The organism is Priestia veravalensis (genome assembly GCF_001457055.1).
Lineage (GTDB): Bacteria > Bacillota > Bacilli > Bacillales > Bacillaceae_H > Priestia > Priestia flexa.
The window spans coordinates 1-26,569 of the sequence record NZ_KQ758642.1 but is presented as its reverse complement, the minus strand read 5'-3'; the positions used below and the strand labels follow the sequence as shown (position 1 = coordinate 26,569).

Genomic DNA, 26,569 nt, shown 5'->3' with positions numbered 1-26,569 from the left:
GTCCTTCTTATCTAGGGGTTTTTAACCTCAAATAAAACATATAGAAGCCTATTATACTTACTTTTTTATTTTCTGGCAATAAAACCGTTTTATCCTAATTAATCAGAAAATTCTAAATAAATAACGTGTAGGAGGAGCACATGAAGAACGTGACGCGTTTGTTAATTTTGTTTATGGTTTTTGCGGTATTTGCGGCGGGGTGTGGAAGCAAAGGAGCTTCTTCTGGTGATGGTGGTAAAGTCACACTAACACTGTTTTCCACAATGAGTAATAAAGGAGAAAGAGCAGCATTAGAAAGCGTAATTGCAGATTTTGAAAAGGAAAATCCTGATATAGCGATTGAAGCAAACTTTCCTGGAAACGGATATGAGGATATGCTTCGTGTGAAGATGGGTGCCAACGACATGCTAGATTTATTTGATACGCACGGTTGGTCACAGCTTCGATACGGTGAATATGTTGCAGATTTAAAAGACATGAATTGGGTGAAAGACTTAGATCCTGCGCTTGATCAAATTTTAAAAGATGAAAGCGGCAAGGTGTACGCTTACCCGTTAAATCAAGCTAAAGATGGGATTAGCTATAATGTGAAACTACTAGAACAATACGGAATTAAACCACCACAAACAATGGATGAGTTTGTGAAAGCATTAGAAGTAGTAAAAAACAAAAGCAAAGGTGATGTCGTACCGCTTTGGATTCCTGGAGGAGAAAACGGAAATATTGCGCAAATCTTTGACCAAATCGCTACGCCATATCTTATTACTGACAAAGAGAATGGACATGGAGACGAGCTGTTAGATGGAAGCTTCAACTGGTCAAAATACGATCAGCTAGGAGAGTTGATGGTTGATTTAAAGAAAAAAGATTTACTCAACAAAGATGTATTAACAGCGAAACAATCCCAGGTAACGGAGCTTATGGCACAAGATAAAATTGCGTTTACATTCGTAGGAGGCTCCTTAGGTCCTGATGCAACAGAACTAAATCCTGAAGTAAAGGTTGGAACAATTCCTGTACCAGCTGTTCATAAAGGGGATGCACAAAGTTGGATTGGCGGCGAGCGCTTTACACTAGCAGCATGGAAAGATTCTAAAAACCTAGACGAGGCAAAGGAATTTATTGAATTTGCGGCTAAGCCGGAAAATGTAAAGAAAATAGCTGAAGGCACATCTTCTACAGCGGCATTAAAAAATGCGGAAGTAGATAACTACTACTCAGAGTTTTATAAGCAATATGAAGAAGTAAAGGTAGAGCCATACTTTGATCGTAAGTACTTACCAAGCGGTATGTGGTCTGTGATGTCAACAACAGGTCAAGAGCTATTAGCTGGAACGCTTACAGCAAAACAGCTTTCTAAGAAAATGGAAGAAGAGTATAACCGCTTGCGAAAGCAGTAAAAAGTTAGGGAAAGCAGTGCTTAATTGTGCTGCTTTCTGCAAACTGCATCTAGCTGAAATAGGAGTGAGGTTATGAGCGAATTAGTAAGAAACGAGCGGCTACCCAAAGAGTCTACTTCAGTTATAAAGAAAAAAAAGTCAACTAAGCTCAAAAAAGAATCATCTTTATGGTGGATGTACTTACCTGGGCTTGTCATTGTTACGCTGTTTATTATTTATCCATTCATTAATGGCATCCAGCTTTCGTTTACAAACTGGAATGGTTTTTCGCAAACATATGATTGGATTGGAGTTGAACAGTATCAGAGGTTACTAGCGGATCCAACAACGTGGCTGGTTGTGAAAAATACGCTATTGTACGGAATTGGAAGTACAATTTTTCAGAATATACTGGGCTTGTTGTATGCACTTTTGTTGAATCAAAGTATTCGAATGAAAACATTCACGCGTACGATTGTTTATTTACCGGTTATTATTAGCCCGATTATTATGGGATACATTTGGTACTTTTTCTTCTCATTTCAAGGTGGAGCGCTGAATGATGTGCTGATGCTCTTTGGGTATGAACCGGTTAACGCACTAGGGAATGCAAGTTTGAATCCATGGATCATTGTATTTGTTAATACGTATCAGTTTGTTGGGATTGCGATGATTATTTATCTTGCGGGACTTCAAGGGATTTCAAAAGATTATTATGAAGCAGCTCAGTTAGATGGTGCTTCTGGTTGGCAGCAGTTTAAAACGATTACTCTTCCTTTACTAATGCCGTCTATTACAATTAACGTTGTTTTAAATATTATTGGAGGACTAAAGTTGTTTGACGTAATTGTTGCCTTAACAGGCGGGGGGCCTGGAGATGCATCACAATCTATGTCAACGTTTATGTATGATTTATACTTTAAACGACAAGACGCAGGTTACGCTGCAACGCAGGGTGTATTTATGGCTGTGATTATTTTAATTATTAGCATCGGAGCATTGATTTACTTTAAGAGGAAGGAGACAGAAGCATGATTGATTACACGAATAAGAAGAAAAAAAGATGGCTTACAGTTTTGGCTGTTGTGATCACCATCTTTCATATTGTGCCGTTCTATATTCTTGTGACAACATCGCTTAAACCAGCGGGAGACTTCAGTTCAAAGTGGGTATTTCCATCACAGCCCAATGTTCAAAATTTTGCTGATGCGTGGAGTCAAGCAGGACTTGGTACAGCGTTCTTAAATACGGTTATTATTACGTTTTGCTCAGCCGTTTTACTTATTGTATTAGGTTCGCTCGCTGCTTATCCACTAGCACGTCGTCAAACAAAGCTAAATAAATACGTCTACTTTATCTTTATTGGAATTATGGTCATCCCCCCGCTAACAGCACTTGTTCCCCTTTACAAAATGGTGGTTAACATGGGGATGATGAACACATACCAAATTGCTATCTTAAACAATGTGGCAGCATTTTTACCATTAACAATCTTTCTATATGCAGGATTCATTCGCTCGACGATTTCAAAAGAGCTCGAAGAAGCAGCGAAAATTGATGGAGCAAGTACGTTAGGTATCTTTTTCCGCATCGTCTTCCCACTGTTAAAGCCAGTGACGGCGTCTGTTTTAATCATTTCATGCGTGTATATTTGGAACGATTATCAGTTTGCGATTTTCTTCTTGCAAGATAAAGAAATGCATACATTAACGGTTACGCTTGCCAGTTTCTTTGCACAAAATCAGCATAATTTGAGCTTAGTAGGAGCAGCAGCTTTAATCGCTATGCTGCCGATGACAATTTTATTTTTACTTCTACAAAAATATTTTATTGCCGGCTTAGCTTCGGGATCTGTTAAAGGCTAAATGATGAAAAGAGAGGGAGAGAATTAATGACAAAAATTACGTTTATCGGTGCAGGAAGTACAGTATTCGCCAAAAATATTTTAGGAGACTGCATGTTTGTTCCGGCTTTGGCAGGATTTGAATTTGCCTTATATGATATCGACGAGCAGCGTTTAAAGGATTCAGAAAACATGCTTAATAACCTAAAAGAAAACTATAAAATCAACGTGACGGTTAAATCGTACCTTAATCGAAAAGAAGCGCTTAAAGGCGCAAAGTACGTAATCAATGCCATACAGGTAGGGGGATATAAACCAAGTACGGTAATTGATTTTGATATTCCAAAGAAATATGGTCTTCGCCAAACGATTGGTGACACGGTTGGCATTGGTGGTATCTTTAGATCTCTGCGCACCATTCCAGTGATGCTTGATTTTGCAAAAGATATGGAAGAAGTCTGCCCGGATGCGCTGTTTTTAAATTACACAAATCCAATGGCTACTTTAACGGGTGCGATGTTACGCTATACGGATATTCAGGCGGTCGGGCTTTGTCATAGCGTACAGGTATGTACCAAAGATTTATTTAAGGCGCTTGAAATGGATCACGAAGGAATTGAAGAAAAAATCGCAGGTATTAATCATATGGCATGGCTATTAGAAGTAAAGCGGGATGGAAAAGACTTATATCCTGAAATTAAGCGCCGTGCTCGTGAAAAGCAAAAAATAAAGCATAATGATATGGTGCGTTTCGAGCTTATGGACAAGTTTGGTTATTATATTACGGAGTCGTCTGAACATAACGCAGAGTATCACCCATATTTTATTAAGAACAACTATCCAGGTTTAATCGACCAATTTAACATTCCGCTTGATGAATACCCAAGACGATGCGAAGAGCAAATTAGCCAATGGGAAACGATGCGAGAAGAGCTTGTTCATAACAGAAATCTCACGCACACGCGCTCTCATGAATATGGTTCACGTATCATTGAAGCGATGGAAACGAATACGCCATTTAAGTTTGCAGGCAACGTATTAAACACAGGTGGTTTAATTAGTAACCTGCCACAAAAAGCGTGCGTAGAAGTCCCGTGTATCGTTGATCGTAGCGGTATTATTCCAGGTTATATCGGAGAGCTACCAGAGCAACTAGCAGCGCTTAATCGTACAAATATCAATACGCAACTTTTAACAATCGAAGCAGCAGTGACCAAAAAGCGTGAGCATATCTACCAAGCTGCAATGTTAGACCCTCATACAAGTGCTGAACTATCAATGGATGATATTGTTTTACTATGTGACGATTTGATTGAAGCACATGGTGATTGGTTACCACAGTTTTCAGGAAAAGTGTATCAGTCTATCTAATAATAAATGAGTAGGGAAAATTCCCTACTCGTTTTGAACATTTAAGAAATGATTAATAACAATTGAGACAGCACCTAATGCAGGTGCATTTTTTTCTAATGAAGAGGGGAGTAGTTCACATGTATTTTCTAAATGAGAATGTACCCTAGAAGCAACTTCATTTTTAATGGTGTTTAACACAATCGGGTGAGATTCGATAATATTATTCCTTAGAATAATGGCTTGTGTGTCAAAAGTATTGAGAATGTTAGTGATGCCAATACTAATATAGAATCCAAAGTTTTGTAGTGCACTTAAGGCATCCACATCATTTTTATTTGCACGTTCAATAATTTCTTTTCGTACCAAATTTTTTTCATTTTTTTCTTCTACAGAAGAAAAAGAAGCTAGTAAAGCTTTTTCAGAAGCAAAAGCCATTTTGATGGATATCAAACAAACTATTACAATGAATGCTTCTTCTCAAAAGTTATTCGCCTATGGGAAATTGGTGATTATTGTAGGAATACTACTTTCTGTTTTTCAACAATTTGTAGGTATAAATGTAGCTTTATATTATGCCCCACGTATTTTTGAAAGTATGGGAGCTGCTAAAGATTCTTCAATGTTGCAAACCATTATTATGGGATTAGTGAATGTTGTTTTTACAATTATTGCAATTTTAACAGTTGATCGATGGGGGAGAAAGCCCTTATTAATAGTAGGTTCAATTGGAATGTCTATTGGAATGTTTGGTGTATCAAGTATGGCATTTTCTAATATGATTGGAATAGGGACACTTATATTTATTATTATTTATACAGCTTCATTTATGATGTCATGGGGACCAATATGCTGGGTGCTGATTTCGGAGATTTTTCCTAATAAAATTAGAGGCCGAGCTGTAGCTATCGCTGTAGCAGTTCAATGGGCGGCTAACTATTTTATTTCCTCTACATATCCTACAATGATGGAGTATAGTGGAGGATTAACATATGGTTTTTATGGTTTGATGAGTGTACTTTCTGCTTTATTTGTCTGGAAGCTTGTTCCGGAAACGAAAGGAAAAACGCTTGAACAGATGGAAAATACATGGAGAAAAAGAAAAGAAGACCAAAAAGATAGTCAAATTATTTAAATTAGGAGAATCATTCAAAGTAAACCATAAAATATACGTTTCCGGATTTTTGTAGATTGACGAGTAGGGAGTTCCCTACTCGTTTTCTTCTTGTTCCAAACGTTTATAGTGTGTCTTCCCCATTTGATAGACGAAAAATAAAAAAATAGGCAAGAGAATGATAAGAGAAGACATGCGAATTAGCGTGTCCACAATGGCTCCTTTTGTAATAATTAAGTTCACGATAAACATTAAAACAAAAATTACAATACCTACAGTTGTTAGCGTTTTTTTCAGCTTTTCTACTTTCACTTTTATCACCTAGTTTTAAAAATAATGGATGAAGCACTGAAAATCAACTCTTTCGATGAAAAGAGAGCAAAGAGGTTTACAGGATAAAAGATATGTTGTACGATAAAAAAAGTTCAATTCTTACTAAATCTATAAGATATGAGGTGTATATCATGGCATCAACAACTGTACAAACTTCTAAGCATACTAATTCAGCTCGCACAACGGTTGTTACGGAGCTTAGTCCAATGCAAAAGCCGTTAGTTATTGTCGGAATTTTAATTTCGGTCGTGTTACTAACAGCGATTGTAAACACAACAAATTGGACACAAGGTGTATTATTTATTATCGGTCTCGCTCTTGGCGCGACGTTACTATATGCACGATTTGGTTTTACTTCAGCGTTTAGACGATTAATGTCGGTCGGAAACGTACAAGGTTTACAGGCACATATGCTTATGCTAGCAGTAGCTTCCACGCTGTTTGCTATTATTTTAAGCACTGGGTTTAGCTTTACCGGTACGACACCGGCAGGTTATGTGTCACCAGTAGGCGTGAGTGTGGTGGTAGGAGCATTTTTATTCGGAATTGGAATGCAGCTAGGAAACGGATGTGCATCAGGTACTCTTTATAATCTTGGTGGCGGTTCGTCTTCTATGATCATTACGCTCGTTTCATTCATTGGAGGTTCACTACTTGCAGCGTATCACTTTACATTTTGGATGGAGGATATGCCATCGTTCCAACCAATTTCGTTAGCTGAATCAACTGGGCTTGGCTATTTCGGTGCATGGGTTGTTCAAATGGTGGCATTTGTAGTTATTTACTGGATTACAGTTCAGCTTGCTAAAAAGAAAAATCCGCCAATGATGAAGCAGCTTCCAACAACAACAGGATGGAAGAAAGTTATTCGTGGTTCTTGGCCATTATTTGCGGCAGCAATTATCTTAGCACTTTTAAATGCTCTAACGCTAACAGTACGCGGTAACCCTTGGGGCATTACGTCAGCATTTGCTTTATGGGGTGGTAAAGCGTTAATGGCAACAGGAATTGATGTTTCGACTTGGGGTTATTTCCAAGGAGCGAATGGTCAAGCGTTAACGCAAACGGTTCTTGCCGACTCTACAAGCGTAATGAACTTTGGCATTATTTTAGGCGCGTTTATCTCAGCGGCAGCTCAAGGAACGTTCAAGCCTGGTAAAATTAAGCCAGGAGTTGCAGGAGCAGCAGTTGTAGGTGGCCTATTAATGGGCTATGGTTCTCGCTTAGCATTTGGTTGTAACATTGGTGCTTATTTTGGAGGAATCGCATCGTTTAGCTTACACGGTTGGGTATGGATGGTTATGGCAATGTTAGGAACAACGCTAGCCTTATTTATTCGACCATTGTTCGGATTAAAGAATCCAAAACCAAACGATTCGATTTGTTAAGAGAAAACCTACTTGCTTATTCAGCAAGTAGGTTTTTTTCTTGTACTTATATGAGAAGTGAGATAGAATGAGAAAATAGAAAAACTAAAAATGTTTTATGAGTTTGTCACGAGGAGGACTGATAATGAAAGAGCGAATTATGCAGGCATTTATCGAAGAGATTCATCATAAAGGAATGAAATTTACAATGGATGACTTAGCCAAAAGGCTAGGCATTAGTAAACGGACGCTGTACGAACATTTCTCGTCCAAAGTAGAGATTTTAGATACCATTATCACTCAAACGCTACAGGATTTTGATCAGAAAACCGAAGCGATTGTGAATAATGAAAATCTATCTTTGGTGGACAAAATCAAGCGAGTTATTACCGTTATTCCAGAGTATAATGACTTCTATGACTTATGTATCATTGAGCAGATGAAGCGCTACTACCCAGCACAGTGGGAGCAGTTAAATGTGGCTTTGAACCAGTGGGACTCACTGAGAGAGCTCATAAAGCAAGGAATAGAAGAAGGAATTATTGTAAATCGAAATCTTGATTTAATGATGAAGGTAATCATCGACGCTGTGAATTCGACTTTAGATCGAAGCTTTTTTTTAGAAAATCGATTAACCGTATCAGATGCGCTCGATACGATTGTTGATATGCTATTGCACGGCCTTTTAACAAGTAAGGTAAAATCGGAACTTTAAAATAGAGCGCATACGACAGAGTCTGGCATATCTCTTGTTTTCATGGGAGTCAGTCTCTTTTATCGGTCGATAAAAACTAAAAAAACAAAAATAGTTTTCGTGTTTTATGGAGAATATAGGAGAAAGTTGGAGGGTTATTTATGTCACTACTGTTAAGAAATAAAGGAGCCATGCTGCTTTTAATGCTTAACATCTTTTTGGTGTTTATGGGAATAGGTCTTGTAATTCCCATTATGCCAACTTATATGATTGAGCTTCAAATTAGCGGAAGTATCGTTGGAATGCTTGTCGCTGCATTTTCGTTAACACAGTTTATCTTTTCACCTGTTGCAGGGAGATTATCGGACTCTTTTGGGCGTAAAAAAATGATCGTTACCGGTATGTTGATCTTTGCCGTGTCAGAGTGGCTATTTGGAATTGCCAATGCACCGGCGCTATTGTTTGGCGCTCGTATGCTGGGCGGAATTAGTGCAGCATTAATTATGCCAGCCGTTATGGCTTATACAGCTGATATTACGACGCCAAAAGAGCGCGCAACAGGAATGGGGTATATTAATGCAGCAATCACAACAGGCTTTATCATCGGCCCTGGAATCGGTGGATTCATTGCTGAATTTGGCATGCGAGTCCCGTTTTATTCAGCAGCTGTTGCAGGAGTTTTCGCAGCCTTACTTACCTTATTTGTTCTGCCTGAATCACCAATGGAAGAACGCGTGAAGGCTGACCCACTTCAAACAGAAAAGCAGAGCTTATTTACACAGTTACGTAATTCGTATAAGGAACCGTACTTTTTAAGCTTAATTATTGTGTTTGTTGCTTCGTTTGGCTTAGCGAATTATGAGACGGTATTTGGTTTATTTGTAGATCGTAAATTCGGCTTTACGCCAAAAGATATAGCATTTATTATCACGTTTGGTTCCATTGCAGGAGCTGTTGTTCAGCTCACTATTTTTGGGTGGATTGTCAATAAGTTTGGTGAGAAAAGGGTTATTTCAATCTGTCTGTTTGTAGCAGGCTTATTCGTACTTTTAACTTTGTTCACGCATGCATACTGGTTGATTGTTGTCGTAACGTTTACGCTGTTTTTAGCAATCGATATTTTACGACCAGCTATTAGTACACAAATGTCAAAACTTGCTCAAGAACAGCAGGGCTACGTAGCCGGCTTAAATTCTGCTTACACAAGTTTAGGAAACATTGCAGGACCTCTTGTTGCAGGGATTTTATTTGATATTGATATCAACTTTCCATATGTAGCAGCGGCCATCGTTTTATTCGTTTGTTTCGTCTTATCGTTAACAGTAGGAAAGCGAGTAGCTCAGTCAAATCCAGTTGTTGAGAAGTAAAAGTCAATGAAAAACGTTCTATTCCTAGTGGATAGGACGTTTTTCATTGACTTTTGACAGGTTGTTTCATACACTTTTAGTAAAATATTTCAGCTTAGGCTGTATGTTGCTACTTATTAAAGTAGAGAAGATACATAAGGAAGGAACGAATATATGAATGAAACCTCATCTGTAAAGTCGATGGGCTATTTAATTAGTCGTAAGCTTATTGCAGGACTAATCATGGTTGTTGCCATTAGTGTCTTAGCGTTTGTCACGGCGATTATACCTGCGGATAAGCCAGCTGACTTTACTATCCTTAACTTTATTCAGGAGTTTAAGAAAGAAGGGAGTTTTTTCGCGCTTGGGTACTACTTTTTTATTGTAGGCTCAGCTGTTATCTTAACCTCTTTTGTGGTAGAGCTAATTGCGCAAACGATTACAAATCGCTGGGAAGGTAAGTACAAGTGGTGGATTACGGGTGCTTTACATTTTGTTTTATCACTTTTTTTCATCCCGATGCTGCTTTTTTTCTTTATTGTGGATCGCTTATTGGCATTTAAAAAGACGCCATATCATTGGAAGCATGTACTTGGATTTTTTGTAGCTCCAATTGCGCTATTTAGTTTATTTGTTGTTATCGTTTAAAGCCTCTCTGCTTCAGAGAGGTTTTTTTATGGAAGCGTTAAGGGGAACTTTGGTGAATAAGATGCTAAAAGGAAGAAAATAACGAATTTTATAAAAATAATGATATACTAAACTCATTAGTACTGTAGGAGGTTATTGTGTGAAAGGATACTTCAAGCCATTTGCCATTATAATAGGTGCGCTTTTACTTTTTCTAGGAGGATACGTATTTGGAAAATCCACGTCTGATCAAGTCACTCGGGAAATCTGGATTGGCGACGGGAAGGACGGAGAGACAGACGTTCAAAAGGTCATTACGGACTTAGAAAATCAAGCTGCTGTTGATAACTTATCGCTGATTTACGCTCACCGAGAAAGCATTGATACTGCGGATGTAGATATAAACAATCCGGATCTTTACGTAGCATTTAATAGTCCAAAGCAATCGGCATTATTAGTTGAGTCTCGTCTTTGGCTAAACGATAAGGGAGCTGTTATAGCGGAACGTACGGGTGAGACGTGGGATGAAGTTGACTATTCTACAATTCCTGTGGAAGATGCTCTTTATATTCAAAGTTTGTTGAAGAACAATAATGAAGAATAATTTCTTTTATTTTCCATAAAATGAAACTTTTTGGATGGTCGTTCGTAATAGAAATAAAGGGGGGGATTCATTGAAAAATTACATAGCCTTCATTGCTAGCTTTGTAATGTTAATGCTTGTATTGCAAGTAGGTAGTGGTATGCTGTTAACGATGCTGTATGAGCCAGGCTTGACAGAAGAAGTTGGAACGTTAGGAAGCACGGTTACCTTTGGTGAAAGTACTTATATGTTTCCGCTTGTAGTAGCAATGCTAGCAGCAACAATTTCCTTTTTTATTTCAAAACGACTTTCATAATGTAGTAGAAAACTAGGCATGTACGGTGCCTAGTTTTTTCTTTTATATGTTCGAGCTCCAGGCTGTTCTTTTACTGCACGCCACGCTGCAATTGCATCTGCACGGCTTTTCCCTTTGTTGGTTGGGTCTGCAAAGAAATCTCCTGTAAACTGGTTATATTCAAACTGGGCTCCAATTTCTCGCTGATAGGAAGGATCTTTTTTTCGGCTTTCTTCTTCATGCCAGGCCGTCACAACATCACGATATGTCTTGCCACTGTTCTGTTTAAAGTAGTTTTGGATATAGGTTGAAAAATGAAAGTTTGGAATGATAGTTTTGAAAAATGTCCGTACGCTTTGGCTACAGCGATGGTGTTTTGTAATAACAGTGTCAAGACTCAGTTCTTCTAACTTCTTACCGTTAGGAGCACCCGTCTTTTTATGAACAGGACGTTTTATTTCTCCAGTTTGCAAAAAGAGATGAATTCGCTCTGTTAATTCTGCTTTGGAGCCACTTCTGGGGATGTGGTGGTCGTGGCAAAAACCTTGTAGTTCTTTCTTTAACCAATAATAGCTGAGAAATTCTTTTGTCTTAATGTGTTGATTCAGTTTAGGTCTCATACATAACCATCCTTTCCATCTATTTCAACATTAGAACATTAGTTCTTATTTTGTCAATGGCATAATAGAGAAAATATACCATTCATAACGATTCACTTTACTACACCTTATTTCCACCTTTTAGTATAATTAGTCATATCATTTAGAGGAAAGGAGCCGAGCAAATGCCTGCTTATAATAAGCTAGTCCGTGATTACATTCCGCAGATTATCGAACAAAGCGGAAAGAAGTATACAACAAGCAACCTAACTATTGATGAATACAAAAAGGAACTAAAGAAAAAAGCTGAAGAAGAATGGAGCGAATATAAGGAAGCCAAAACGGAGCACGAGGCAGTAGAAGAGCTTGCGGATTTACTAGAAGTTGTTTATGCGCTTGCTGCATTAAACGGCGCAACTCCTCAGCAGCTGGAACATGTGCGTCAGCAAAAAGCAGATGAGAAAGGTGGCTTTAACGAAAGAGTTTTTTTAGTAGAGGTGGAAGATCAATAACTCTTAGTATATAAACCTTTTTTAAAACGATAATTGTCCAAAGAAAGACGCTCCTTTTTAAGCACAACTAAACTCAAGTTGTGCTTTTTTATGGTACACTAAAACTAAGAAAAGAGATCTACATCAGGGGGCACAATTGTGATTACAGATTTACAGTTTGGTGAGGCTTTTGTACGAGGAAAGCGATATCGCCGCAAGCAAATTCATGACCTTTATAAAGGGCAGGAGCAAAGTGAAATTTCAACGCCAAAGGAATACCCATACATCTTTATTTTTACAAAGATGAGCGGTGAAGAATACGGTACTTCTCATGGATGGAACGACGATCAAACAACCTTCTTTTATACTGGAGAAGGACAGCGTGGTACGATGCAGCTAATCAAAGGAAATAAAGCGGTGATGGAACACGCAGCAAACGGTGAAACCATCTATTTATTTCAGTACGTAGAGTCTGGAATTGTTGAGTTTTTAGATGAGATGACGTATGTAAACCATCAGCTTGAGTTGATGTGGGATGCAGACGGAAGCTTTCGGGAAGCCATTATGTTTGAACTAAAACCCAACCATGTATTAGAAGAGAAAGCGAACGCAATTAGCATTAACTCAACGGTACAAGAAGAGCTGTTAGAAAAATTCTATGAGGAAAAGAACTTAACGAAAAAGGTAGCTTTCCTTCATCGTTATATAAAAGCGCGAGCGAACGGAAAGTGTGAATCATGCGGTGCACCAGCATCGTTTAAAGATAAAAAAGGAATGCCATATCTAGAGCTTCACCACATCAACCACTTAACCGACAGCGGGTTAAATAGAGTGGACCAAGTTGCGGCCCTTTGTCCAATTTGTCATAGTCATATTCACCATGGACAGGGTGGCGGAAATTACAATGCAAGGTTGGGGAGACTAATTAAAGAAAAAGAACTAGAAGCTGTTCAATAACTGAACGAATAGAAAGGCGTGAAAGTAATGGAACTATTAGGTCTACATCACGTTTCAATTTTAACGGGAAAAGCTGAAAAAAATTATGACTTCTTTACAAACGTACTGGGAATGCGTCTTGTAAAAAAGACGGTTAATCAAGATAACCCGCAGTCATATCATCTGTTTTACGCAGATGCAGAAGGAACACCTGGAACGGAAGTCACTTATTTTGATATTCCTGGCCTTGGTAGAACCTACCCGGGAACAACGGATATTTCAACCGTATCCTTGCGTGTGCCGACGACGGAATCCCTTCACTATTGGAAGCAACGCTTTGAAGAGCTAGGAATCGATCACGATGAGATGACAAACCAAGCAGGTCGCAACGCGCTTGCGTTTCGTGATTACGAAGGTACACGACTGATGCTTGTTGCAGATAACGGAGAAAAAGGTGTACGTGCCGGTGTTCCATGGAAGCGAGAAGATATTGAAGAAAAGCATGCAATTATTGGCTTAGGTCCGGTTACGTTAACAGTTGCAGAAGCGAAGCTAACAGCGGATATCCTAACAAACGTTATGGGATTTCGTCATGTGAAATCTTATAATTCAATGAAAGTTTATGCAACAGGAGAAGGGGGAAGCGGAGCTGAAGTACATATTGTAGAAGAACCCGGGGTGCCAAAAGCAAGGCTTGGAAGAGGTGGCGTTCATCACGTTGCGTTTCGTGTCCCAAATGAGCAAGAATACCGCTACTGGCTTGAACGCTTAAAGCAAGCTCGTATTCCTCACTCCGGCGAAGTCGAACGCTACTATTTTAAAGCAATTTATTTTAGAGAGCCAAACGGTATCTTATTTGAACTTTCAACCGATACGCCTGGCTTTGCGACCGACGAGCCCAAAGAAACGATGGGAGAGAAGCTCGCTCTACCGCCATTTTTAGAACCGCGTCGAGCAGAAATTGAAGCGAATTTACGTCCGTTGGATATATAGAAAGCACAGCTGTTTTTATAGCTGTGCTTTTCTGTTGTTTTTCGTTGCGTGTTTTTTAAGGCGAGCTGCAAAGCGAGTGGAATGGAAACAGCTGATGTGTTGCCGTAATACTCGACGCTCGTTAGCATTTTTTCGCGCGGAAACTCAGCTTTTTCACAAATGGACTCAATCATTCGCAAGTTGGCACTGTGCGGGACGAACCAGTCAATGTTTTCTTTTTGAAGATTGGTTTGCTGTAACAGCGAATCAATACCTGCTGGAACGGTTCTGGTAGCCCATTTGTACACTTCGCGTCCATTTTGAACCATTTTACCAGGTGTTTGAAGCTGCTCTCCGTTCATCGTTGTGGATAAGTTCGTTCGATACACGTGCTTACCGCTGCTGCCCCGTTGCCAAATAGGATGCAGGTAGAGCGGTCTTCATAATCCGTTACTTTTGATAGTGTCTCTGCTGTAACAACTAAGACTTTTTGGTGTAATCCAGACGTAATAAAGCTATCGGCAATATGTAATCTGTAAGTAAAGCCAGCGCACGTTGCGTTAAAATCAAATGTTCCTGCACTATTAAAACACCTTTCTTTATGACTAGGTTATATCATTAAATATTAGTTCTATATAACAAAAATGTAAATAATTATATATTTAAATATACTTATAATTAAACGGACCTTATTCAAACCAAAGTAGATTTTGTCGAAAAATAGATGTAGAAATTAATAGTTTTATTAGAAAAATAGTAGTATTATAGTCGTGAGTAAAAAGTAACCGAATGGGACTTAGGGGGATTTTTTGATGAGTAAGAAGAAGGTTGTTACAGCATTAACTGCAGGTTTATTGGTTTCTTCGTTATCGATGGGGACAGGTTACGCAGAAGAGAATAATTATGATGTATCAAAAAAAACAATTGAAGAGCAGGTAGAGGTTAGCAAAAAGCTAGAAAAAAACATTGTGAAGCCAGAAATAATAAACGAGGTAAAGTCAGATGTTTTGAAGTCGTTAAATATGCCAGCACCATTTTCAAATAAAGCAGCAAAAAGTCTTCAGCGATCAAGCGTAAGCTTTGATAATGAAGAAATTGTTTTTGAATCAGAGCCCAATGATGATTTTCATACAGCAAATATAATGTCTTACGGTAACACAGTCATTGGTCAGCTTTTACCACTTTACGATTTGGACATGTATAAAGTGAATGTTCCTACAGCCGGCGCATTCATTATAGCAGGAGGTGCCTCTTCACCTGCAATCGATTTAGGCTTTACGGTTACCGAAAAAGATTATAAAGATAATAATAATGTCAGCTACTTAGGCAGCGAGTTTGACGAAGAGATTGAAACGCAAGTGTATCAAGTAAACAAAGCTGGTACTTATTATGTTCCAGTTATTGACTTTGATAATATCGATGACCTTGATGATAATTCGGAAGAAGATATTTATATTTTGTCAGCGGCGTTTGTTGATAACGTTGCGCCAGCAAAGCCAGTAGTGAATCAAGTTACTAACAATGATAAAGTAATCACTGGAAAAGCGGAGGCGAACTCAACGGTAACAGTGAATGTTGGTAAAAATCGAATCGGCTATGCGAAAGCAAATGCGAGCGGATCGTTCGCTGTTAGTATTCCAGCTCAAAAAGTAGGAACAACGCTAAACGTAACGGCAAAAGATGCAGCTGGAAACGTCAGCAGCTTGACCTATGTCAAAGTGACAAGCGTTGACGTGACGCCACCTGCGAAGCCAATTGTTAATCAAGTTGATGATAATGATAAAGTCATTACAGGAAAAGCAGAAGCGAATTCAATGGTAACGGTGAACGTTGGTAAAAATCGAATTGGCTATGTAAAAGCAAGCTCAAACGGATCATTTTCTGTTAGTATTCCTATTCAAAAAGCAGGAACGACGCTAAACGTAACGGCAAAAGACGCAGCTGGAAATGTCAGCAGCTTATCCTATGTCAAAGTTGTAAAAGCTGATGTGACGCCACCTGCAAAGCCAACGGTTAATAAAGTAAAAGAAACTGATAAAGTAGTAACGGGTAAAGCGGAAGCAAACTCAACGGTAACGGTGAATGCCGGTAAAAACAGATTGGGTTATGCGAAAGCTAACTCTAAAGGCGTGTATTCCGTGAAAATTGCTGCACAGAAAAAAGGGACTCTTTTAAACGTAACGGCAAAAGATGCAGCTGGAAATGTGAGTAAACTTTCATACGTAACGGTTGTAAAGCGTTAATAACCATAAAAATGCACTTCAGAATTTTAGCTGAGGTGCATTTTCTATGAGAGTTCATTGTAAATAACGAGGGATATCGGCTTTTGGGTGGTTAATCTCCTGAAAAAGATCCTGTTGAGTTCCTGTGTCACTAGGTGGCGTGTTCTCTAACTGCTGAGCTAAATGAGGAAAATAAAGATTCATTAAGTTTTTAAATTCTCCGATTGTTAATGGCTTTTCCGATTCTTTTAGCTCATAGCCAAGTTGTCCATTGGGTTCAATCGTGGCAGATTTTACGTGTTCTAGCTTTGCCACGCCTTGATTACGAAGTCGCATCTCTAATTGATCAACGGTTAAACGTAGTTTTTTTAACTGTTTAATATCAAGCTGCCCGTTTTCAATTACAACTTTTGATTTGCCTGTAATGAACTTTTCTAATGCATTGGATTTCACCTGTACGTATTCTAAAACTAAAATAGCTAGTACAAAAACACCAGCTCCTACAATTGCTTTAAACATGCTTTTTTCGACAATAGGCTGAACGATAATTGTCCCTAATGAAATCATTACAACGGTTTGAGCTAATGTCATTTGAGCAATGGATTTACGTCCAGCTATCCTAAGTAAAAATATACCTGTTAAGATTAAAATAAGCGATTGCCATATGAAATTCATTCTTTCACCCTTTCCTATTTATTCCTGAATTTTAGGTTGGTTAAAAAGGAGTTTTTTTATGTATAGATAGGAGGTGAGAGATTTCATATGGTAAAATATATGAATCATATAAATTTAAATAGTATCAATGGAGGAAAGTATGAACGAGTCTATGAGCAGCCATTTTAAAAACTTAGAAGCAGCTGATAAAGCCCTTCAGTATGAAGCTTTTCAAGAAATTCTAAACGCAACTTCTGAACCGGTAGATTGGGCTTATGAAGTGTGGGAGGAGTTAATGAGGTGGTTAGGAGATGCTGATAACCGTAAAAGAGCAAGAGGAGCTCAAATTCTTGCAGGTCTTGCGAAAAGTGATCAGGAAAAACGAATACTAACTGATTTTGGTTCCTTGTGGAAAGTAACCAAAGACGAAAAATTTGTTACGGCTCGTCACGCCCTACAGGCAATCTGGAAAGTGGGCTTAGCAGGAGACGGACAAAAAGAGTTAGTTCTCAAGCACTTAGTTGATCGCTTTCATACATGTGAAGGCGAAAAAAATGCCACTCTTATTCGCTTTGATATCATTCAAGGCTTACGAAATCTATACGATGAAACAAATGATGAAAAATTAAAGCAGCAGGCACTAAAGCTAGTAGAGATAGAAACAGACGCGAAGTATCAAAAGAAGTACCTTAAAGTATGGAAATGAAAATCTGTAATTAAAAAACAGAACGCTTCGATACAAGTAAAAAGCATTGAATGGAAGGAGGCCTTTATATGCTTACAGGCTCTAAACTAACACCTGAGCTATCAGTTTCAAATATAGAGAAGAGCTTGAACTTTTACATCAACTTGTTAACATTCAAGGTAAAATACGAACGAAAAGAGGACAAGTTTGCCATGCTGACCTTGGGTGGGTGTGAAATCATGATTGAACAGGTAAACGGATATTGGAATACAGGTGAGCTAGCTTATCCATTTGGGCGAGGTATTAATTTTCAGATTATGGTAGACGACGCTGAGTTTATTTACAGTCGATTAAAAAAGTATGATTATCCAATTAAGTATAAACTTACAGAAAGCTGGTATCGCGTTGATGATAAACTTTATGGACAACAAGAGTTCTTGGTTATGGATCCAGACGGTTATTTATTACGGCTGGCTGAAGATATAGGAAAGAAAGCAGTATGAACACGCTAGAGTTGCACTATCATATTTATCAAGACAATGTAAAAGTTGCTGAACATTACTTGCCATGGGCTTTTTCGATGATAGAGAGTGACTATGAATCTACATCTTTATATATTCTGGCGGCTCTTCAAAAACCTTATAATATTTTTGAAGCGGAACACTATTTTCGAAGAGCTGTGGAAGAGCTTGAACTAAAAGTACCAACTGAACAAGAATGCACTACATATGTCGTATACAAAAGGCTTGAAGAACTAATGAATCAGCCAGATGATCTTTTCAACAAGGTATACGACTTGTCTACCCTCATCATATATGAGTTAGATTCTCCAAAACAACTGGCATCATTTGTAGAAATTAGTGATTTAATTGATGACTTTCTATACGGTGATAACTACTTAAAGTTGACAGAAACTATGTTGAAAGAGGAGATTTTGAGGAGAGCTGAAAAGTTGATAAAGTCAGTGAAAGAACTGGATGGAATAGACTAGCACATTTGTGGAATTAACAAAGGTTTTTTATTGATAAGATGTATTTAATATGTATATTTTATTGTAAAAAATCACACTCTATTCGAATGTGTTTACAGTAGGGGGGATTTGCTTTTGTTTACTATTTTGCAGTTTTTTAAAGTTAAATGTCCCAACCTTCTTTTAGTTGATCGAATAAAAGTCTGGCACCAGATGGGCTTAAAATAAGACCTTCTGCGTACTGCTTATTTTCTGGCGTTACTTCTCCTGTTATAAGGCATTTATTTTCTAGCTCAAATTTCCTTAACATAAGCTCGCCGTCTTTTGCGAAGATTTCTAAAGGATCTTTTATGTTAATTCCCAACACTCTTCTCATCTCAACTGGAATGACAACGCGCCCTAACTCATCTACTTTTCGTACGATTCCTAGACTTTTCATAAGTTCCTCCTCACGACCCTTCAAATGAACAGGATTGTTTTAATCCTTTAACTAAAATATGTGAAACGACAGCAATACATGTTTACTTTTTTTAATTTGAATAGTAATTTGTAAATATTTTTATTTGTAAAATAATGTCTATAAATATTCTGAATGTACATAAATATCAAGGTTAATAAAATAAAATTATTTTACAAATGGAGCGTTTCTTTCTTGAAATATCTGTTTGTTATCATCAGTTAATGTAATAACCGTGATAACTAAACTTTATGAAGAAGAATCCCTCTCATTGTTTGTATTAAAAAATGGTAAGTATTTTGTTTGAATTTGTCGATTGGATTAGATTCTTGTGGTTGGAAAAATATATTAGGATAGTTTACTTGTTTAATATTATGGGTGGTTTAGGAGGGAGAAGCTACATTTTAATTCCATAAGTAGCCACAGGGTTTTTCTTTCTCACTTCTTATCGTATAATCAGTCGTATAAAGAATAAGGACTGATACAACAATGACGGTGGAGAATAATGCTTATTTATTAGCTTATGGCAGAGTGAAAGGAGAGTTTTTATGATTGATAAAAGCTCTTCTACACCTCTTTATTATCAAATTAAAGAAATGATAAAAGAAAAAATTATGTCAACAGAATGGCAAGCGGGAAGTGCGATTCCATCCGAGAACACGCTTTCTAAGCTATTGTCTGTCAGTCGACTAACTGTGAGACAAGGAATTCAAGAATTAGTTGATGAAGGCTATTTGACAAGGAAAAGAGGAGTAGGAACGTTTGTACTTGAGAATAAGATTGAACAAAAATTAGTAGCAGCAACGAGCTTTACCTCATTAATGCATCAGAAGGGGAAGGTTCCTACCAGCACTATTTTATCCATTGATGAAATTACCGCTTCAAGATCTGTCAAACATAACCTAGCGCTGAAGGATGATTCAAAAGTGTTATCCATAAAGAGGATACGATACGGAGATGACGTGCCAGTAGCACTAGAGACGGTTTTTTTGCCCCTAGAATATAGGGATTACGTGCTAGACAACAATATTACGCATTCTCTACATGGCTTTATTGAAAAGAATTTTAATGTAAAAATCGGTGACGCGAAACAAACGGTTGAAGCTACGCTTGCAAATGAGCAAGAAGCAAACTATTTAAATTTAGAAATGAATGCACCTTTACTGTTAATTAAAACGGTGACATACCTTACAAACAATAAGCCTTTTGAATATGTCATTTCAGTATATGCAGGCGAAAGATTCAAGATATCGTCTCAAATTGGAGAGCTTCGTACTAATCAGGTGATGTAAAGAAATAGAGATTGGTGTGTATGTTGTTGGTCTTATGTTAGGAACACCTTTATGTGATATCGACGCAGCGCTTATTCATGACGAAGAAGAATGATTAAACGTTTAGTAGGTGAATCCGGTGAGTTATTAACATAAAAGCAGCTGAATCATTCAGCTGCTTGTTTGCTTATCGATTTCCCGCATAGTTAAAGATAGGATCACGAAGCTCAAATTCATACGTGTGCCCGTCTACAATACCGACAGTTTTATCTCCGTCATATAAATCTAATAAGAAGCCTGCCATCTCTTTTGCTGTATGATATTTTGGTACATTACCTTTATAGTCAAATCCTGCTGTTCCACGAGCACGATTAGCAAACTCGGTTTCAGTAGCGGCTGGTGCCAGCACTTTTGCCTTCATTTTTGCACCTTTTGCCTTCATTTTTGCACCTTTTGCTTGAAGTTCTTGGCCAAGGCCTTCTGTAAATACACTGACGTAGAACTTTGAAGAAGGGGATAAGACAGCTCAAGCTCGCCTTGAACTTTTAGAGAATCATCACCTTGCTATCCAAGAGCAGCTTCAAACCTTAATCATTACAGAAGAGATGTTAACTCATAAGATATCAACCTATAAAAAGATGCTAGCAAAGCAAAACGTGTAGAGACATTTCTACACGTTTTTTAGTATACGTATCTGCTACAATTCCACGCTCATTAGGTAAGAAAGATGGCTACTACAAAGAATCCAGTTATTAAAACAATAAGTGGAATTCCAGTACTTTTCCAGCCCGAGCCTCCAGCTCCATTAGGAGAAGTGCCAATTTGCGCACGGTCTATAGCATCTCGTAAGTTTCCGGCATGATTACTTTCTAATTCCTTTTGGCGCAGCTGTTCTCGCTCATTTTCAGGTGTTCTATTATGAGTTTTCATATACACATCTCCACTTTGTCTCATTTTTAGCTAAGCTCTTTTCTCATTTTTTTGCGCCAAATAACGGAACTAAGTAGTAAAAGAAAGGCTACTGCAAAAGGGAGCAGCGAATCCAGCAGTAATTCGTTCGCTTTGACATAGCGAAAAATAAATATACCGCCAAATATCAACATAATCATGAAGGAAAGCCTTATTAAATACGTATTAATACTCATTTTATTCACACCTTTCTACAAGATTATTTTAACATAATAGGTAAAAATAGTAAAAACTATTCCCTGGACAAAAAATGCAAGGAATAGTTCTCTTTGTTATGGTGTTACCTCTACTAAAATTGCATCTCCATTTTTTCCAACCTTGACTTTGGCATGCTTTGCTTCTTGCTCGATTTGTAAACCGGTTCCTTCTGGAATAAAGTAATGCTCAATGCCGTATTGAATTCCCCAGCTGTAGTACGTACCTGTTATGAGAACATCACCTTTCTTTGCTTGATAAGGAGAATTCCACTTATCATGAATTTTATACTGCTTTGCGTATTCGAAAACACCTTGTTTATTTTTGCGAAGCAGCAGTTGAACACGTTGACCATCTTTAACCTTTTCTAATTCAATATCAGAAATTTCATAATGTAGCTCCACATAGTCTCCTTGTAAAAGAGAGCGTGGATCTAACGGAGCTAGCTCGAGCTTCACTTCTTTTCCACTTTGGAGAAGTATTTCATTTTTCATAAACAATCCGCCAAGAATCATAAGCTGTAGAGCAATGATGAATACTATTCTTTTTTTATGTTGCTCGATAAAGGAAGGGTGTTGTTTTTCAACAAGATCAAACTTATAGCTACATGCGGTAAATAAAGCACCTAATAGCAAAAGTGCGAACGATTTATCGAGAAGATCCCAAAGGTAGTCATAATATTGCGTTCCTAAAAAGATAAACCAAAAAATAATCGAAGCTGTAAACTCAAATTTCTTATCTTTCCGCACGCTTTTAAAGAGAAACGCCGTAGAAAAAGCAAAGAACAAGATGCTGTAGGTTATGTTTAGAGTAGGTGAATTCACGCTTCCAATAAGGGAAAGTGAAAAGATAAACGTAAGCAAAAGTGAGCTTCTTTTAAAAGGTAGGCAAGCTGTCAAACAACACACAATGACATTTAAAAGAATGAGCGCAATTAAAACGTAATCAAGTTGAATAGCCTCATAATAAGTTGTTGGTAGCTTAATAAGTATCAACAGCTGAGCAAGCGTGTAGATGGCTACGCGCAAGGATTTTTGTTTAGCAAACCATAGAAGTGAAACAAAGAGTGCTAGATAGATAAAAAACAACACATCGTATACAAAGAATGCGGACACTCCGCTGATTAAAAAACCTGTCATAAAAAGGGTATACTTAACGGTTGGAATAGCTGCTTTAATAAAGAAAAACGAAAGCATAATGGCTGTTCCAATCAGCATCATGAAGTTTTGTGAATACTCGCCAGTAAAGAGCGTTACAAGTCCACCGATAGATATGCTACCTAAAATAGAAGCGATTGCCGTAATTCCTATGATAATAATTTGTTTGATGACACGCAGCGATTTTTGTTGAGCATCAGTGTGAAGAGATAACCAGTTGATAAACCAAACGCTTGCTGCAACAAATAAAAAAACAAATCCAAGTACCAAAAATAAAGTGAGCTCACTGTAGTTATCGAACAGATACCACAAAACTTGCTGGACAACGAGCAGCGCAGCGGCAACGATTGAAATTCCTAACAATCCTTTGTGTGATTGTACTTTTGAAAAATAAAACAGTGAAACAATTGATAGAGCGATATAAGCAATCAAAACGCTTACGCTTAGCACAGTATAATTTGGTTGTGAAATGCTTAAAAAGATGAAGTGAATGACAATAAAAGCACCATACATTACAATAGGCGACTTTACATATTGCTTTTTTACGAATAGAAAGATAAGAGCGTTGATAAACGCCATTGTAAGGTAAAGAAAAATTTCTTCATTTTCTGTTCGGTGGAAAACGGCAGTTGGTGAAATATAAAAGTACATGGTGAGCTGAAGTAAGATAAACGAAAGAACATAAAACGGCTGATATTTTGTAAATACACTAAATAAAACGGCTGGTAAGAGCCAAATGAAAAATAACCAATACCCGTCTGCATGAGAGTTATAGATTTGCCCGACGAGCGCAGTGCTTAAACCAAATGAAATGGAGCTTGCAACGAGCAGCCAGTGACTAAGAAATGCTTGGTGAGGTAACAGCATTCTGCTAACAAATCCACTTCCGTAAAATAAAAGCATCATTGCCATGCTTAAGGCGATTTTTGTATAGCGGTCAAACCCTTGCCAGTTTGATGCAAAGAAATACAGTATTCCTGCCAACACTAACGAAATGCCCAGTAAATAACCAAGCTTTACAAGGTTTTGTCTCATAAAATCTCTCCTTTTTTCGCCTATACTACTATATACTAGCGTGGTAAGAAAAATTTTACAACAAACGAAGAATTTTTCTACTATTGTATAATATAGGTAGTTAAACAAAGGGAGAGGTTTACATGAATGAAGCATATATATGCAGCGAGTGTCATCAAACGTACCCTGTGAAAGACATGCTGTGGAAGTGCAAATGTGGAGGAGTATTGGATTTGTTAGAGGAAAAAGTAGCTTTCCAAAGTGAAAACATTCATCACCACCTGCCAACGATGTGGCGCTATGTTGATGCACTGCCTTTTTCAAAAGAAGCAGACAGCTGGAAGCGAGTAACAATGGGAGAAGGCAACACGCCGCTTATCTCCTTAGAACCAAATGCCCCCAATACGTATGTCAAAGTTGATTACATGATGCCTACACTCTCTTTTAAAGATCGCGGAGCAGCCGTATTGATTGCAAAAGCAAAAGAGTTAAAGCTAGAAAGTGTCATTGCGGATAGCAGCGGAAATGCTGGCACAGCGATTGCAGCCTATGCCAAAAGAGCTGGCATTGCCTGTGATATTTTTCTTTCAAGTAGTACGTCTCCAAAAAAGCCGTTCCAGTCTGCCCCGAGCTTTTAGGTGGTTTTACCACGCCGCGCGAGCCAGCAGAAATTGTTGGAGGAAGCGCTGAAGATGTGCTAGACGGAACGGCGAGCGTGATTGAAAAATCAGGTAGAGACGTGACGAGTTTGTACATACAAGGAGCTTATCAAACGCTTGAAAAAGCACAAGAGCTAAACGCAACTGTTGTGGTGTTAAAAGAAAGCAGTCCTTCATGCGGAAGTTCGATGATCTACAACGGCACGTTTCAAGGGGAACAAGTTACCGGAATGGGAGTGACAACAGCTCTTTTACGAAGACATTCAATTAAGGTGTTTTCAGAAGAGGAGTACAAACTAATGCTTGAAACCAGTCCAGGCTAAACGTGTATAAAAATCAGATGAACAGGGAGGAGCATGGTTTGCCTAAAAGCACAAAAGTCTATATAGTAGCTACCATATTTTTCGGCTCTGCCATGCTAGCAGTAGCTTTGAATTATCATTCGTTTACGTATGCAAAAAATACGTGTGTTCAGCACAATAAAGAACCACTAGTTGAGAAAACATTTTTGGCGTTCAATTGGTCCGTAGATTGCCAGGAGTAAAATATATATTAATAAAAATCCCAGTAAATAGAACTAGGATTTTTAGCATAACGATACTCCTGAATTACATGTTATTTTTATATATGGTAGAATATTGAATATCATGAAAAAGTAGGTGTTTTTCTATGTATACAAGCGAACAGCACGCTGCTCAAATCCAGCGTGAGCTTGAAAAATACTCACAATCAGTGGTAGATGAGCTAAGAAAGGTGACTCAATTTACCTTCCATTCAGAGATTGACCTGCTTGACTTTACTGCTTTTCCACAGGTATTGGATTTGTCCATTACGATGTTTTCGATGGACCGTGATGCAAATGAAGTGTTTGGAGAAGAGTGCAGAAGCGATGAGTTTGCTGGAAGCTTTACGATTAGTAAAGAAGTAAACTACAATTATTTATCGGAAGAGGAAGAAGACGCATTTTGGGAGTTTTATGAGGAGAACGAAGAGGTTGAAGAAGCAGAACATAAGGCCATTGCAAGCTGGTTTTATAGCTGTTGGTTAGAAGCGGGTGGCTCTTCCATCAAGCTTCCAAGTTATTTTAGCTTCCACGACCACGACCTTTGCTTGGACTTGCATCAAAACAAGTGGATTTCCGACGGTGACAAGTGGTTTGAGTAAAGAGGGGAAGAAGATGATGTATGAGCCCAAGTGAAAAAGATAGTATTTTTACAAAAAAGTTAGTGAAAATAATCTAAATAGTAGGTCATGTCAGTTTCTTTTCCTGTTAAAAAAGTTCAGCCATTTTTCGTGAATGATAACAAACCCAAAGCTCTGTGAATTATTCTCACAGAGCTTTTTACTGTTTATAGCACCTTCTTTAATAGCTTTCCTTTGCTTTTACAAGCGCAGTTGATTTGACGTTTACTTTTGATAAGCAAGCGGTTAATATTCCGGCAGTCAGTAGAAATCCACCGATCATTCCAATAACGCCGTGCCAGCCGTAGTGTGACCAGAATATCCCGCCTAGAGTCCCGCCGACGCTTGAACCCGTATAGTATAAAAATAAATATAAGGACGAAGCTTGTGCTTTGTTGCGCAGGGCTCGCTGTCCCACCCAGCTGCTAGCGATGGAGTGAGCGCCGAAAAAGCCGAAGGTAAAGAGGCCGATACCGATAATTTTTAATAGTAAGTGGCTCTCTAAAGTAAGGCAGACACCTGCAAACGCAACGAGTAGATTAATCAGCAGAATTGGCTGTTTACCGTGGTGATCAATGAGCTTTCCGTTCCAAATTGAACTGAATGTTCCAATCATCATGATAATAAAAATCCAGCTGATAACAGATTCGCTGAGTCCGTAAGGCTTAGCGGTTAGCACGTAGCCGATGTAATTAAACAAAGCAACGTTGCTTCCTAATAGCAAAAAGCCAATACAGAATAAAAAGAGTAAGCCAGGATCTCTTAAGTGATCAACTAGTGATTTTCCTAAACTTACGACATTGAGGCTACGCGGTACAAAATTTGTTGAAGCAGGTAGGCTGCGCCAAAAAATAATTGTAGCAACTAAGCCACTAGTGTTGCATTAATTTAAATTAACTATTAAAAAGACTCAAAATCTTCAATTTTATTATTTTAGGCAAACAAAAAGTCCTTTATAATGGAAATAGATGGTGGTAACCCGTCCAAATCCACTAATAAAGGACCAAACTTATGGACAAGATTACACGAAAAACTTCATTTGGACAATGGTTTTCACCAATTAATCTTCAATTATTAGAAGATAACGTGAAAACATTGAAATTAGATTACTATACGAAAAAATTAACGACAGAATCATTCCTTAAATTATTACTTTTTGCACAGCTAGTAGAAATTGAAAGTCTACATGCATTGGGCGATAGCCT

Annotated in this window: 29 protein-coding genes and 6 pseudogenes; 24 read left to right on the top strand and 11 right to left on the bottom strand. The window is 38.1% G+C overall.

Annotated elements, in window-relative coordinates:
• The first annotated feature begins 140 nt into the window (after positions 1 to 140).
• From AS180_RS08850 to melA, 4 genes are all read left to right on the top strand, one after another.
• Entirely contained in the window at positions 141 to 1,400 is a 1,260-nt protein-coding gene (locus tag AS180_RS08850; protein ID WP_062686713.1) for an ABC transporter substrate-binding protein, read from the top strand.
• 174 nt (positions 1,401 to 1,574) lie between these two features.
• Positions 1,575 to 2,414 (top strand): carbohydrate ABC transporter permease, encoded by an 840-nt coding sequence (locus AS180_RS08845; RefSeq protein WP_374699988.1) that lies wholly within the window; start codon positions 1,575 to 1,577, stop codon positions 2,412 to 2,414.
• Entirely contained in the window at positions 2,411 to 3,244 is an 834-nt protein-coding gene (locus AS180_RS08840) for a carbohydrate ABC transporter permease (protein WP_263622020.1), read from the top strand. The genes AS180_RS08845 and AS180_RS08840 overlap by 4 nt, the downstream gene beginning before the upstream one ends.
• A 26-nt stretch (positions 3,245 to 3,270) precedes the next feature.
• Positions 3,271 to 4,593 carry an alpha-glucosidase/alpha-galactosidase gene (melA, locus tag AS180_RS08835; RefSeq protein WP_025911825.1) on the top strand — a complete coding sequence of 441 codons (1,323 nt, stop codon included), beginning with the start codon at positions 3,271 to 3,273 and terminating at the stop codon, positions 4,591 to 4,593.
• A 24-nt stretch (positions 4,594 to 4,617) separates the two neighbouring features.
• Here the strand turns inward: melA and AS180_RS08830 are convergent.
• Positions 4,618 to 5,004 (bottom strand): annotated as a pseudogene (locus AS180_RS08830) (ROK family protein); the annotation flags it as partial.
• Here AS180_RS08830 and AS180_RS08825 point away from each other — a divergent pair.
• Positions 4,994 to 5,707: pseudogene (locus AS180_RS08825) on the top strand (MFS transporter); the annotation flags it as partial. The pseudogenes AS180_RS08830 and AS180_RS08825 overlap by 11 nt on opposite strands.
• 75 nt (positions 5,708 to 5,782) lie before the next feature.
• On the opposite strand, the gene AS180_RS08820 reads toward AS180_RS08825, so the two are convergent.
• Positions 5,783 to 5,998, bottom strand: coding sequence for a hypothetical protein (locus AS180_RS08820; protein WP_061784931.1), 216 nt, complete (start codon positions 5,996 to 5,998; stop codon positions 5,783 to 5,785).
• A 152-nt stretch (positions 5,999 to 6,150) separates the two neighbouring features.
• Here AS180_RS08820 and AS180_RS08815 point away from each other — a divergent pair, with 152 nt between their 5' ends.
• The 6 genes from AS180_RS08815 (at position 6,151) to AS180_RS08790 (ending at position 10,952) form a co-directional block, all read left to right on the top strand.
• Positions 6,151 to 7,407 carry a YeeE/YedE family protein gene (locus AS180_RS08815; protein WP_062686711.1) on the top strand — a complete coding sequence of 419 codons (1,257 nt, stop codon included), beginning with the start codon at positions 6,151 to 6,153 and terminating at the stop codon, positions 7,405 to 7,407.
• A 124-nt stretch (positions 7,408 to 7,531) separates the two neighbouring features.
• On the top strand, positions 7,532 to 8,101 hold the full coding sequence (locus AS180_RS08810) for a TetR/AcrR family transcriptional regulator (RefSeq protein WP_025911830.1): 570 nt from the start codon (positions 7,532 to 7,534) through the stop codon (positions 8,099 to 8,101).
• A 140-nt stretch (positions 8,102 to 8,241) separates the two neighbouring features.
• Positions 8,242 to 9,447, top strand: coding sequence for an MFS transporter (locus AS180_RS08805; RefSeq protein WP_025911831.1), 1,206 nt, complete (start codon positions 8,242 to 8,244; stop codon positions 9,445 to 9,447).
• Positions 9,448 to 9,600: 153 nt separating this feature from the next.
• Complete coding sequence (locus AS180_RS08800; protein ID WP_025911832.1) at positions 9,601 to 10,074, top strand: hypothetical protein; 474 nt, start codon at positions 9,601 to 9,603, stop codon at positions 10,072 to 10,074.
• Positions 10,075 to 10,213: 139 nt separating this feature from the next.
• Positions 10,214 to 10,657: a hypothetical protein gene (locus tag AS180_RS08795; RefSeq protein WP_025911833.1), complete on the top strand. Its 444-nt coding sequence runs from the start codon at positions 10,214 to 10,216 to the stop codon at positions 10,655 to 10,657.
• Positions 10,658 to 10,727: 70 nt separating this feature from the next.
• Entirely contained in the window at positions 10,728 to 10,952 is a 225-nt protein-coding gene (locus tag AS180_RS08790; protein WP_025911834.1) for a hypothetical protein, read from the top strand.
• Between the two features lie 29 nt (positions 10,953 to 10,981).
• On the opposite strand, the gene AS180_RS08785 is transcribed toward AS180_RS08790, so the two are convergent.
• On the bottom strand, positions 10,982 to 11,551 hold the full coding sequence (locus tag AS180_RS08785; protein ID WP_062686710.1) for a DUF6434 domain-containing protein: 570 nt from the start codon (positions 11,549 to 11,551) through the stop codon (positions 10,982 to 10,984).
• 164 nt (positions 11,552 to 11,715) lie between these two features.
• Here AS180_RS08785 and AS180_RS08780 point away from each other — a divergent pair, with 164 nt between their 5' ends.
• The 3 genes from AS180_RS08780 (at position 11,716) to AS180_RS08770 (ending at position 13,950) form a co-directional block, all read left to right on the top strand.
• On the top strand, positions 11,716 to 12,042 hold the full coding sequence (locus AS180_RS08780; RefSeq protein ID WP_025911836.1) for a nucleoside triphosphate pyrophosphohydrolase: 327 nt from the start codon (positions 11,716 to 11,718) through the stop codon (positions 12,040 to 12,042).
• Positions 12,043 to 12,180: 138 nt separating this feature from the next.
• On the top strand, positions 12,181 to 12,978 hold the full coding sequence (locus AS180_RS08775; protein ID WP_062686709.1) for an HNH endonuclease signature motif containing protein: 798 nt from the start codon (positions 12,181 to 12,183) through the stop codon (positions 12,976 to 12,978).
• Between the two features lie 27 nt (positions 12,979 to 13,005).
• A complete protein-coding gene (locus tag AS180_RS08770) occupies positions 13,006 to 13,950 on the top strand; it encodes a ring-cleaving dioxygenase (RefSeq protein WP_062686708.1) in 945 nt (314 codons plus the stop codon).
• A gap of 53 nt (positions 13,951 to 14,003) precedes the next feature.
• Here AS180_RS08770 and AS180_RS21620 read toward each other — a convergent pair.
• Positions 14,004 to 14,500: pseudogene (locus tag AS180_RS21620) on the bottom strand (3-oxoacyl-[acyl-carrier-protein] synthase III C-terminal domain-containing protein); the annotation flags it as partial.
• A gap of 241 nt (positions 14,501 to 14,741) precedes the next feature.
• Between AS180_RS21620 and AS180_RS08765 the strand changes: the two are divergent.
• Positions 14,742 to 16,172 (top strand): Ig-like domain-containing protein, encoded by a 1,431-nt coding sequence (locus AS180_RS08765; protein WP_139109180.1) that lies wholly within the window; start codon positions 14,742 to 14,744, stop codon positions 16,170 to 16,172.
• A gap of 54 nt (positions 16,173 to 16,226) precedes the next feature.
• On the opposite strand, the gene AS180_RS08760 is transcribed toward AS180_RS08765, so the two are convergent.
• Entirely contained in the window at positions 16,227 to 16,826 is a 600-nt protein-coding gene (locus tag AS180_RS08760; protein WP_062686707.1) for a DUF421 domain-containing protein, read from the bottom strand.
• A 139-nt stretch (positions 16,827 to 16,965) separates the two neighbouring features.
• Here AS180_RS08760 and AS180_RS08755 point away from each other — a divergent pair, with 139 nt between their 5' ends.
• From AS180_RS08755 to AS180_RS08745, 3 genes are all read left to right on the top strand, one after another.
• Positions 16,966 to 17,511 (top strand): hypothetical protein, encoded by a 546-nt coding sequence (locus AS180_RS08755; RefSeq protein WP_062686706.1) that lies wholly within the window; start codon positions 16,966 to 16,968, stop codon positions 17,509 to 17,511.
• A 68-nt stretch (positions 17,512 to 17,579) separates the two neighbouring features.
• Complete coding sequence (locus tag AS180_RS08750) at positions 17,580 to 17,993, top strand: bleomycin resistance protein (RefSeq protein WP_061784938.1); 414 nt, start codon at positions 17,580 to 17,582, stop codon at positions 17,991 to 17,993.
• Positions 17,990 to 18,481 carry a hypothetical protein gene (locus AS180_RS08745; protein WP_062686705.1) on the top strand — a complete coding sequence of 164 codons (492 nt, stop codon included), beginning with the start codon at positions 17,990 to 17,992 and terminating at the stop codon, positions 18,479 to 18,481. Before AS180_RS08750 ends, AS180_RS08745 begins: the two co-directional genes overlap by 4 nt.
• Positions 18,482 to 18,623: 142 nt before the next feature.
• Here AS180_RS08745 and AS180_RS08740 read toward each other — a convergent pair whose 3' ends face one another.
• Positions 18,624 to 18,899: an AbrB/MazE/SpoVT family DNA-binding domain-containing protein gene (locus tag AS180_RS08740; protein WP_061784940.1), complete on the bottom strand. Its 276-nt coding sequence runs from the start codon at positions 18,897 to 18,899 to the stop codon at positions 18,624 to 18,626.
• A gap of 566 nt (positions 18,900 to 19,465) precedes the next feature.
• Here AS180_RS08740 and AS180_RS08735 point away from each other — a divergent pair.
• Positions 19,466 to 20,209: a GntR family transcriptional regulator gene (locus AS180_RS08735; RefSeq protein WP_062686704.1), complete on the top strand. Its 744-nt coding sequence runs from the start codon at positions 19,466 to 19,468 to the stop codon at positions 20,207 to 20,209.
• 166 nt (positions 20,210 to 20,375) lie between these two features.
• Here AS180_RS08735 and AS180_RS08730 read toward each other — a convergent pair.
• The 4 genes and pseudogenes from AS180_RS08730 to AS180_RS08715 form a co-directional block, all read right to left on the bottom strand.
• Positions 20,376 to 20,714: pseudogene (locus tag AS180_RS08730) on the bottom strand (SDR family NAD(P)-dependent oxidoreductase); the annotation flags it as partial.
• Positions 20,715 to 20,902: 188 nt separating this feature from the next.
• The gene (locus AS180_RS08725; protein ID WP_025911843.1) at positions 20,903 to 21,118 is read right to left on the bottom strand and encodes a DUF6366 family protein; all 216 of its coding nucleotides are present in this window, start codon (positions 21,116 to 21,118) and stop codon (positions 20,903 to 20,905) included.
• 26 nt (positions 21,119 to 21,144) lie between these two features.
• A complete protein-coding gene (locus AS180_RS23515) occupies positions 21,145 to 21,333 on the bottom strand; it encodes a hypothetical protein (protein WP_035321404.1) in 189 nt (62 codons plus the stop codon).
• Between the two features lie 96 nt (positions 21,334 to 21,429).
• Positions 21,430 to 23,544, bottom strand: a complete 2,115-nt coding sequence (locus AS180_RS08715; RefSeq protein ID WP_025911844.1) for a GDYXXLXY domain-containing protein — start codon at positions 23,542 to 23,544, stop codon at positions 21,430 to 21,432.
• A 122-nt stretch (positions 23,545 to 23,666) separates the two neighbouring features.
• On the opposite strand from AS180_RS08715, the pseudogene AS180_RS08710 reads away from it, so the two are divergent.
• The 4 genes and pseudogenes from AS180_RS08710 to AS180_RS08695 form a co-directional block, all read left to right on the top strand.
• Positions 23,667 to 24,134, top strand: a pseudogene (locus AS180_RS08710) (threonine synthase); the annotation flags it as partial.
• Positions 24,128 to 24,505: pseudogene (locus AS180_RS08705) on the top strand (DUF523 domain-containing protein); the annotation flags it as partial. The pseudogenes AS180_RS08710 and AS180_RS08705, both read left to right, overlap by 7 nt.
• Before the next feature lie 38 nt (positions 24,506 to 24,543).
• A complete protein-coding gene (locus AS180_RS08700; protein ID WP_139109178.1) occupies positions 24,544 to 24,726 on the top strand; it encodes a hypothetical protein in 183 nt (60 codons plus the stop codon).
• A gap of 125 nt (positions 24,727 to 24,851) precedes the next feature.
• Positions 24,852 to 25,346, top strand: coding sequence for a hypothetical protein (locus tag AS180_RS08695; protein ID WP_062686700.1), 495 nt, complete (start codon positions 24,852 to 24,854; stop codon positions 25,344 to 25,346).
• Between the two features lie 199 nt (positions 25,347 to 25,545).
• On the opposite strand, the gene AS180_RS08690 is transcribed toward AS180_RS08695, so the two are convergent.
• On the bottom strand, positions 25,546 to 26,097 hold the full coding sequence (locus AS180_RS08690) for an MFS transporter (RefSeq protein WP_309599126.1): 552 nt from the start codon (positions 26,095 to 26,097) through the stop codon (positions 25,546 to 25,548).
• A 278-nt stretch (positions 26,098 to 26,375) separates the two neighbouring features.
• Between AS180_RS08690 and AS180_RS08685 the strand changes: the two genes are divergently transcribed.
• The coding region (locus AS180_RS08685; RefSeq protein ID WP_139109177.1) for a DUF4372 domain-containing protein at positions 26,376 to 26,569 on the top strand (194 nt) is incomplete at its 3' end.

Bases quoted from the DNA above. Each gene is read 5' to 3' on its own strand.
- AS180_RS08850 (WP_062686713.1), top strand. From the start codon at position 141: ATGAAGAACGTGACGCGTTTGTTAATTTTGTTTATGGTTTTTGCGGTA.
- AS180_RS08845 (WP_374699988.1), top strand. From the start codon at position 1,575: ATGTACTTACCTGGGCTTGTCATTGTTACGCTGTTTATTATTTATCCA.
- AS180_RS08840 (WP_263622020.1), top strand. From the start codon at position 2,411: ATGATTGATTACACGAATAAGAAGAAAAAAAGATGGCTTACAGTTTTG.
- melA (WP_025911825.1), top strand. From the start codon at position 3,271: ATGACAAAAATTACGTTTATCGGTGCAGGAAGTACAGTATTCGCCAAA.
- AS180_RS08815 (WP_062686711.1), top strand. From the start codon at position 6,151: ATGGCATCAACAACTGTACAAACTTCTAAGCATACTAATTCAGCTCGC.
- AS180_RS08810 (WP_025911830.1), top strand. From the start codon at position 7,532: ATGAAAGAGCGAATTATGCAGGCATTTATCGAAGAGATTCATCATAAA.
- AS180_RS08805 (WP_025911831.1), top strand. From the start codon at position 8,242: ATGTCACTACTGTTAAGAAATAAAGGAGCCATGCTGCTTTTAATGCTT.
- AS180_RS08800 (WP_025911832.1), top strand. From the start codon at position 9,601: ATGAATGAAACCTCATCTGTAAAGTCGATGGGCTATTTAATTAGTCGT.
- AS180_RS08785 (WP_062686710.1), bottom strand. From the start codon at position 11,551: ATGAGACCTAAACTGAATCAACACATTAAGACAAAAGAATTTCTCAGC.
- AS180_RS08780 (WP_025911836.1), top strand. From the start codon at position 11,716: ATGCCTGCTTATAATAAGCTAGTCCGTGATTACATTCCGCAGATTATC.
- AS180_RS08770 (WP_062686708.1), top strand. From the start codon at position 13,006: ATGGAACTATTAGGTCTACATCACGTTTCAATTTTAACGGGAAAAGCT.
- AS180_RS08765 (WP_139109180.1), top strand. From the start codon at position 14,742: ATGAGTAAGAAGAAGGTTGTTACAGCATTAACTGCAGGTTTATTGGTT.
- AS180_RS08760 (WP_062686707.1), bottom strand. From the start codon at position 16,826: ATGAATTTCATATGGCAATCGCTTATTTTAATCTTAACAGGTATATTT.
- AS180_RS08755 (WP_062686706.1), top strand. From the start codon at position 16,966: ATGAACGAGTCTATGAGCAGCCATTTTAAAAACTTAGAAGCAGCTGAT.
- AS180_RS08750 (WP_061784938.1), top strand. From the start codon at position 17,580: ATGCTTACAGGCTCTAAACTAACACCTGAGCTATCAGTTTCAAATATA.
- AS180_RS08745 (WP_062686705.1), top strand. From the start codon at position 17,990: ATGAACACGCTAGAGTTGCACTATCATATTTATCAAGACAATGTAAAA.
- AS180_RS08740 (WP_061784940.1), bottom strand. From the start codon at position 18,899: ATGAAAAGTCTAGGAATCGTACGAAAAGTAGATGAGTTAGGGCGCGTT.
- AS180_RS08735 (WP_062686704.1), top strand. From the start codon at position 19,466: ATGATTGATAAAAGCTCTTCTACACCTCTTTATTATCAAATTAAAGAA.
- AS180_RS08725 (WP_025911843.1), bottom strand. From the start codon at position 21,118: ATGAAAACTCATAATAGAACACCTGAAAATGAGCGAGAACAGCTGCGC.
- AS180_RS23515 (WP_035321404.1), bottom strand. From the start codon at position 21,333: ATGAGTATTAATACGTATTTAATAAGGCTTTCCTTCATGATTATGTTG.
- AS180_RS08715 (WP_025911844.1), bottom strand. From the start codon at position 23,544: ATGAGACAAAACCTTGTAAAGCTTGGTTATTTACTGGGCATTTCGTTA.
- AS180_RS08695 (WP_062686700.1), top strand. From the start codon at position 24,852: ATGTATACAAGCGAACAGCACGCTGCTCAAATCCAGCGTGAGCTTGAA.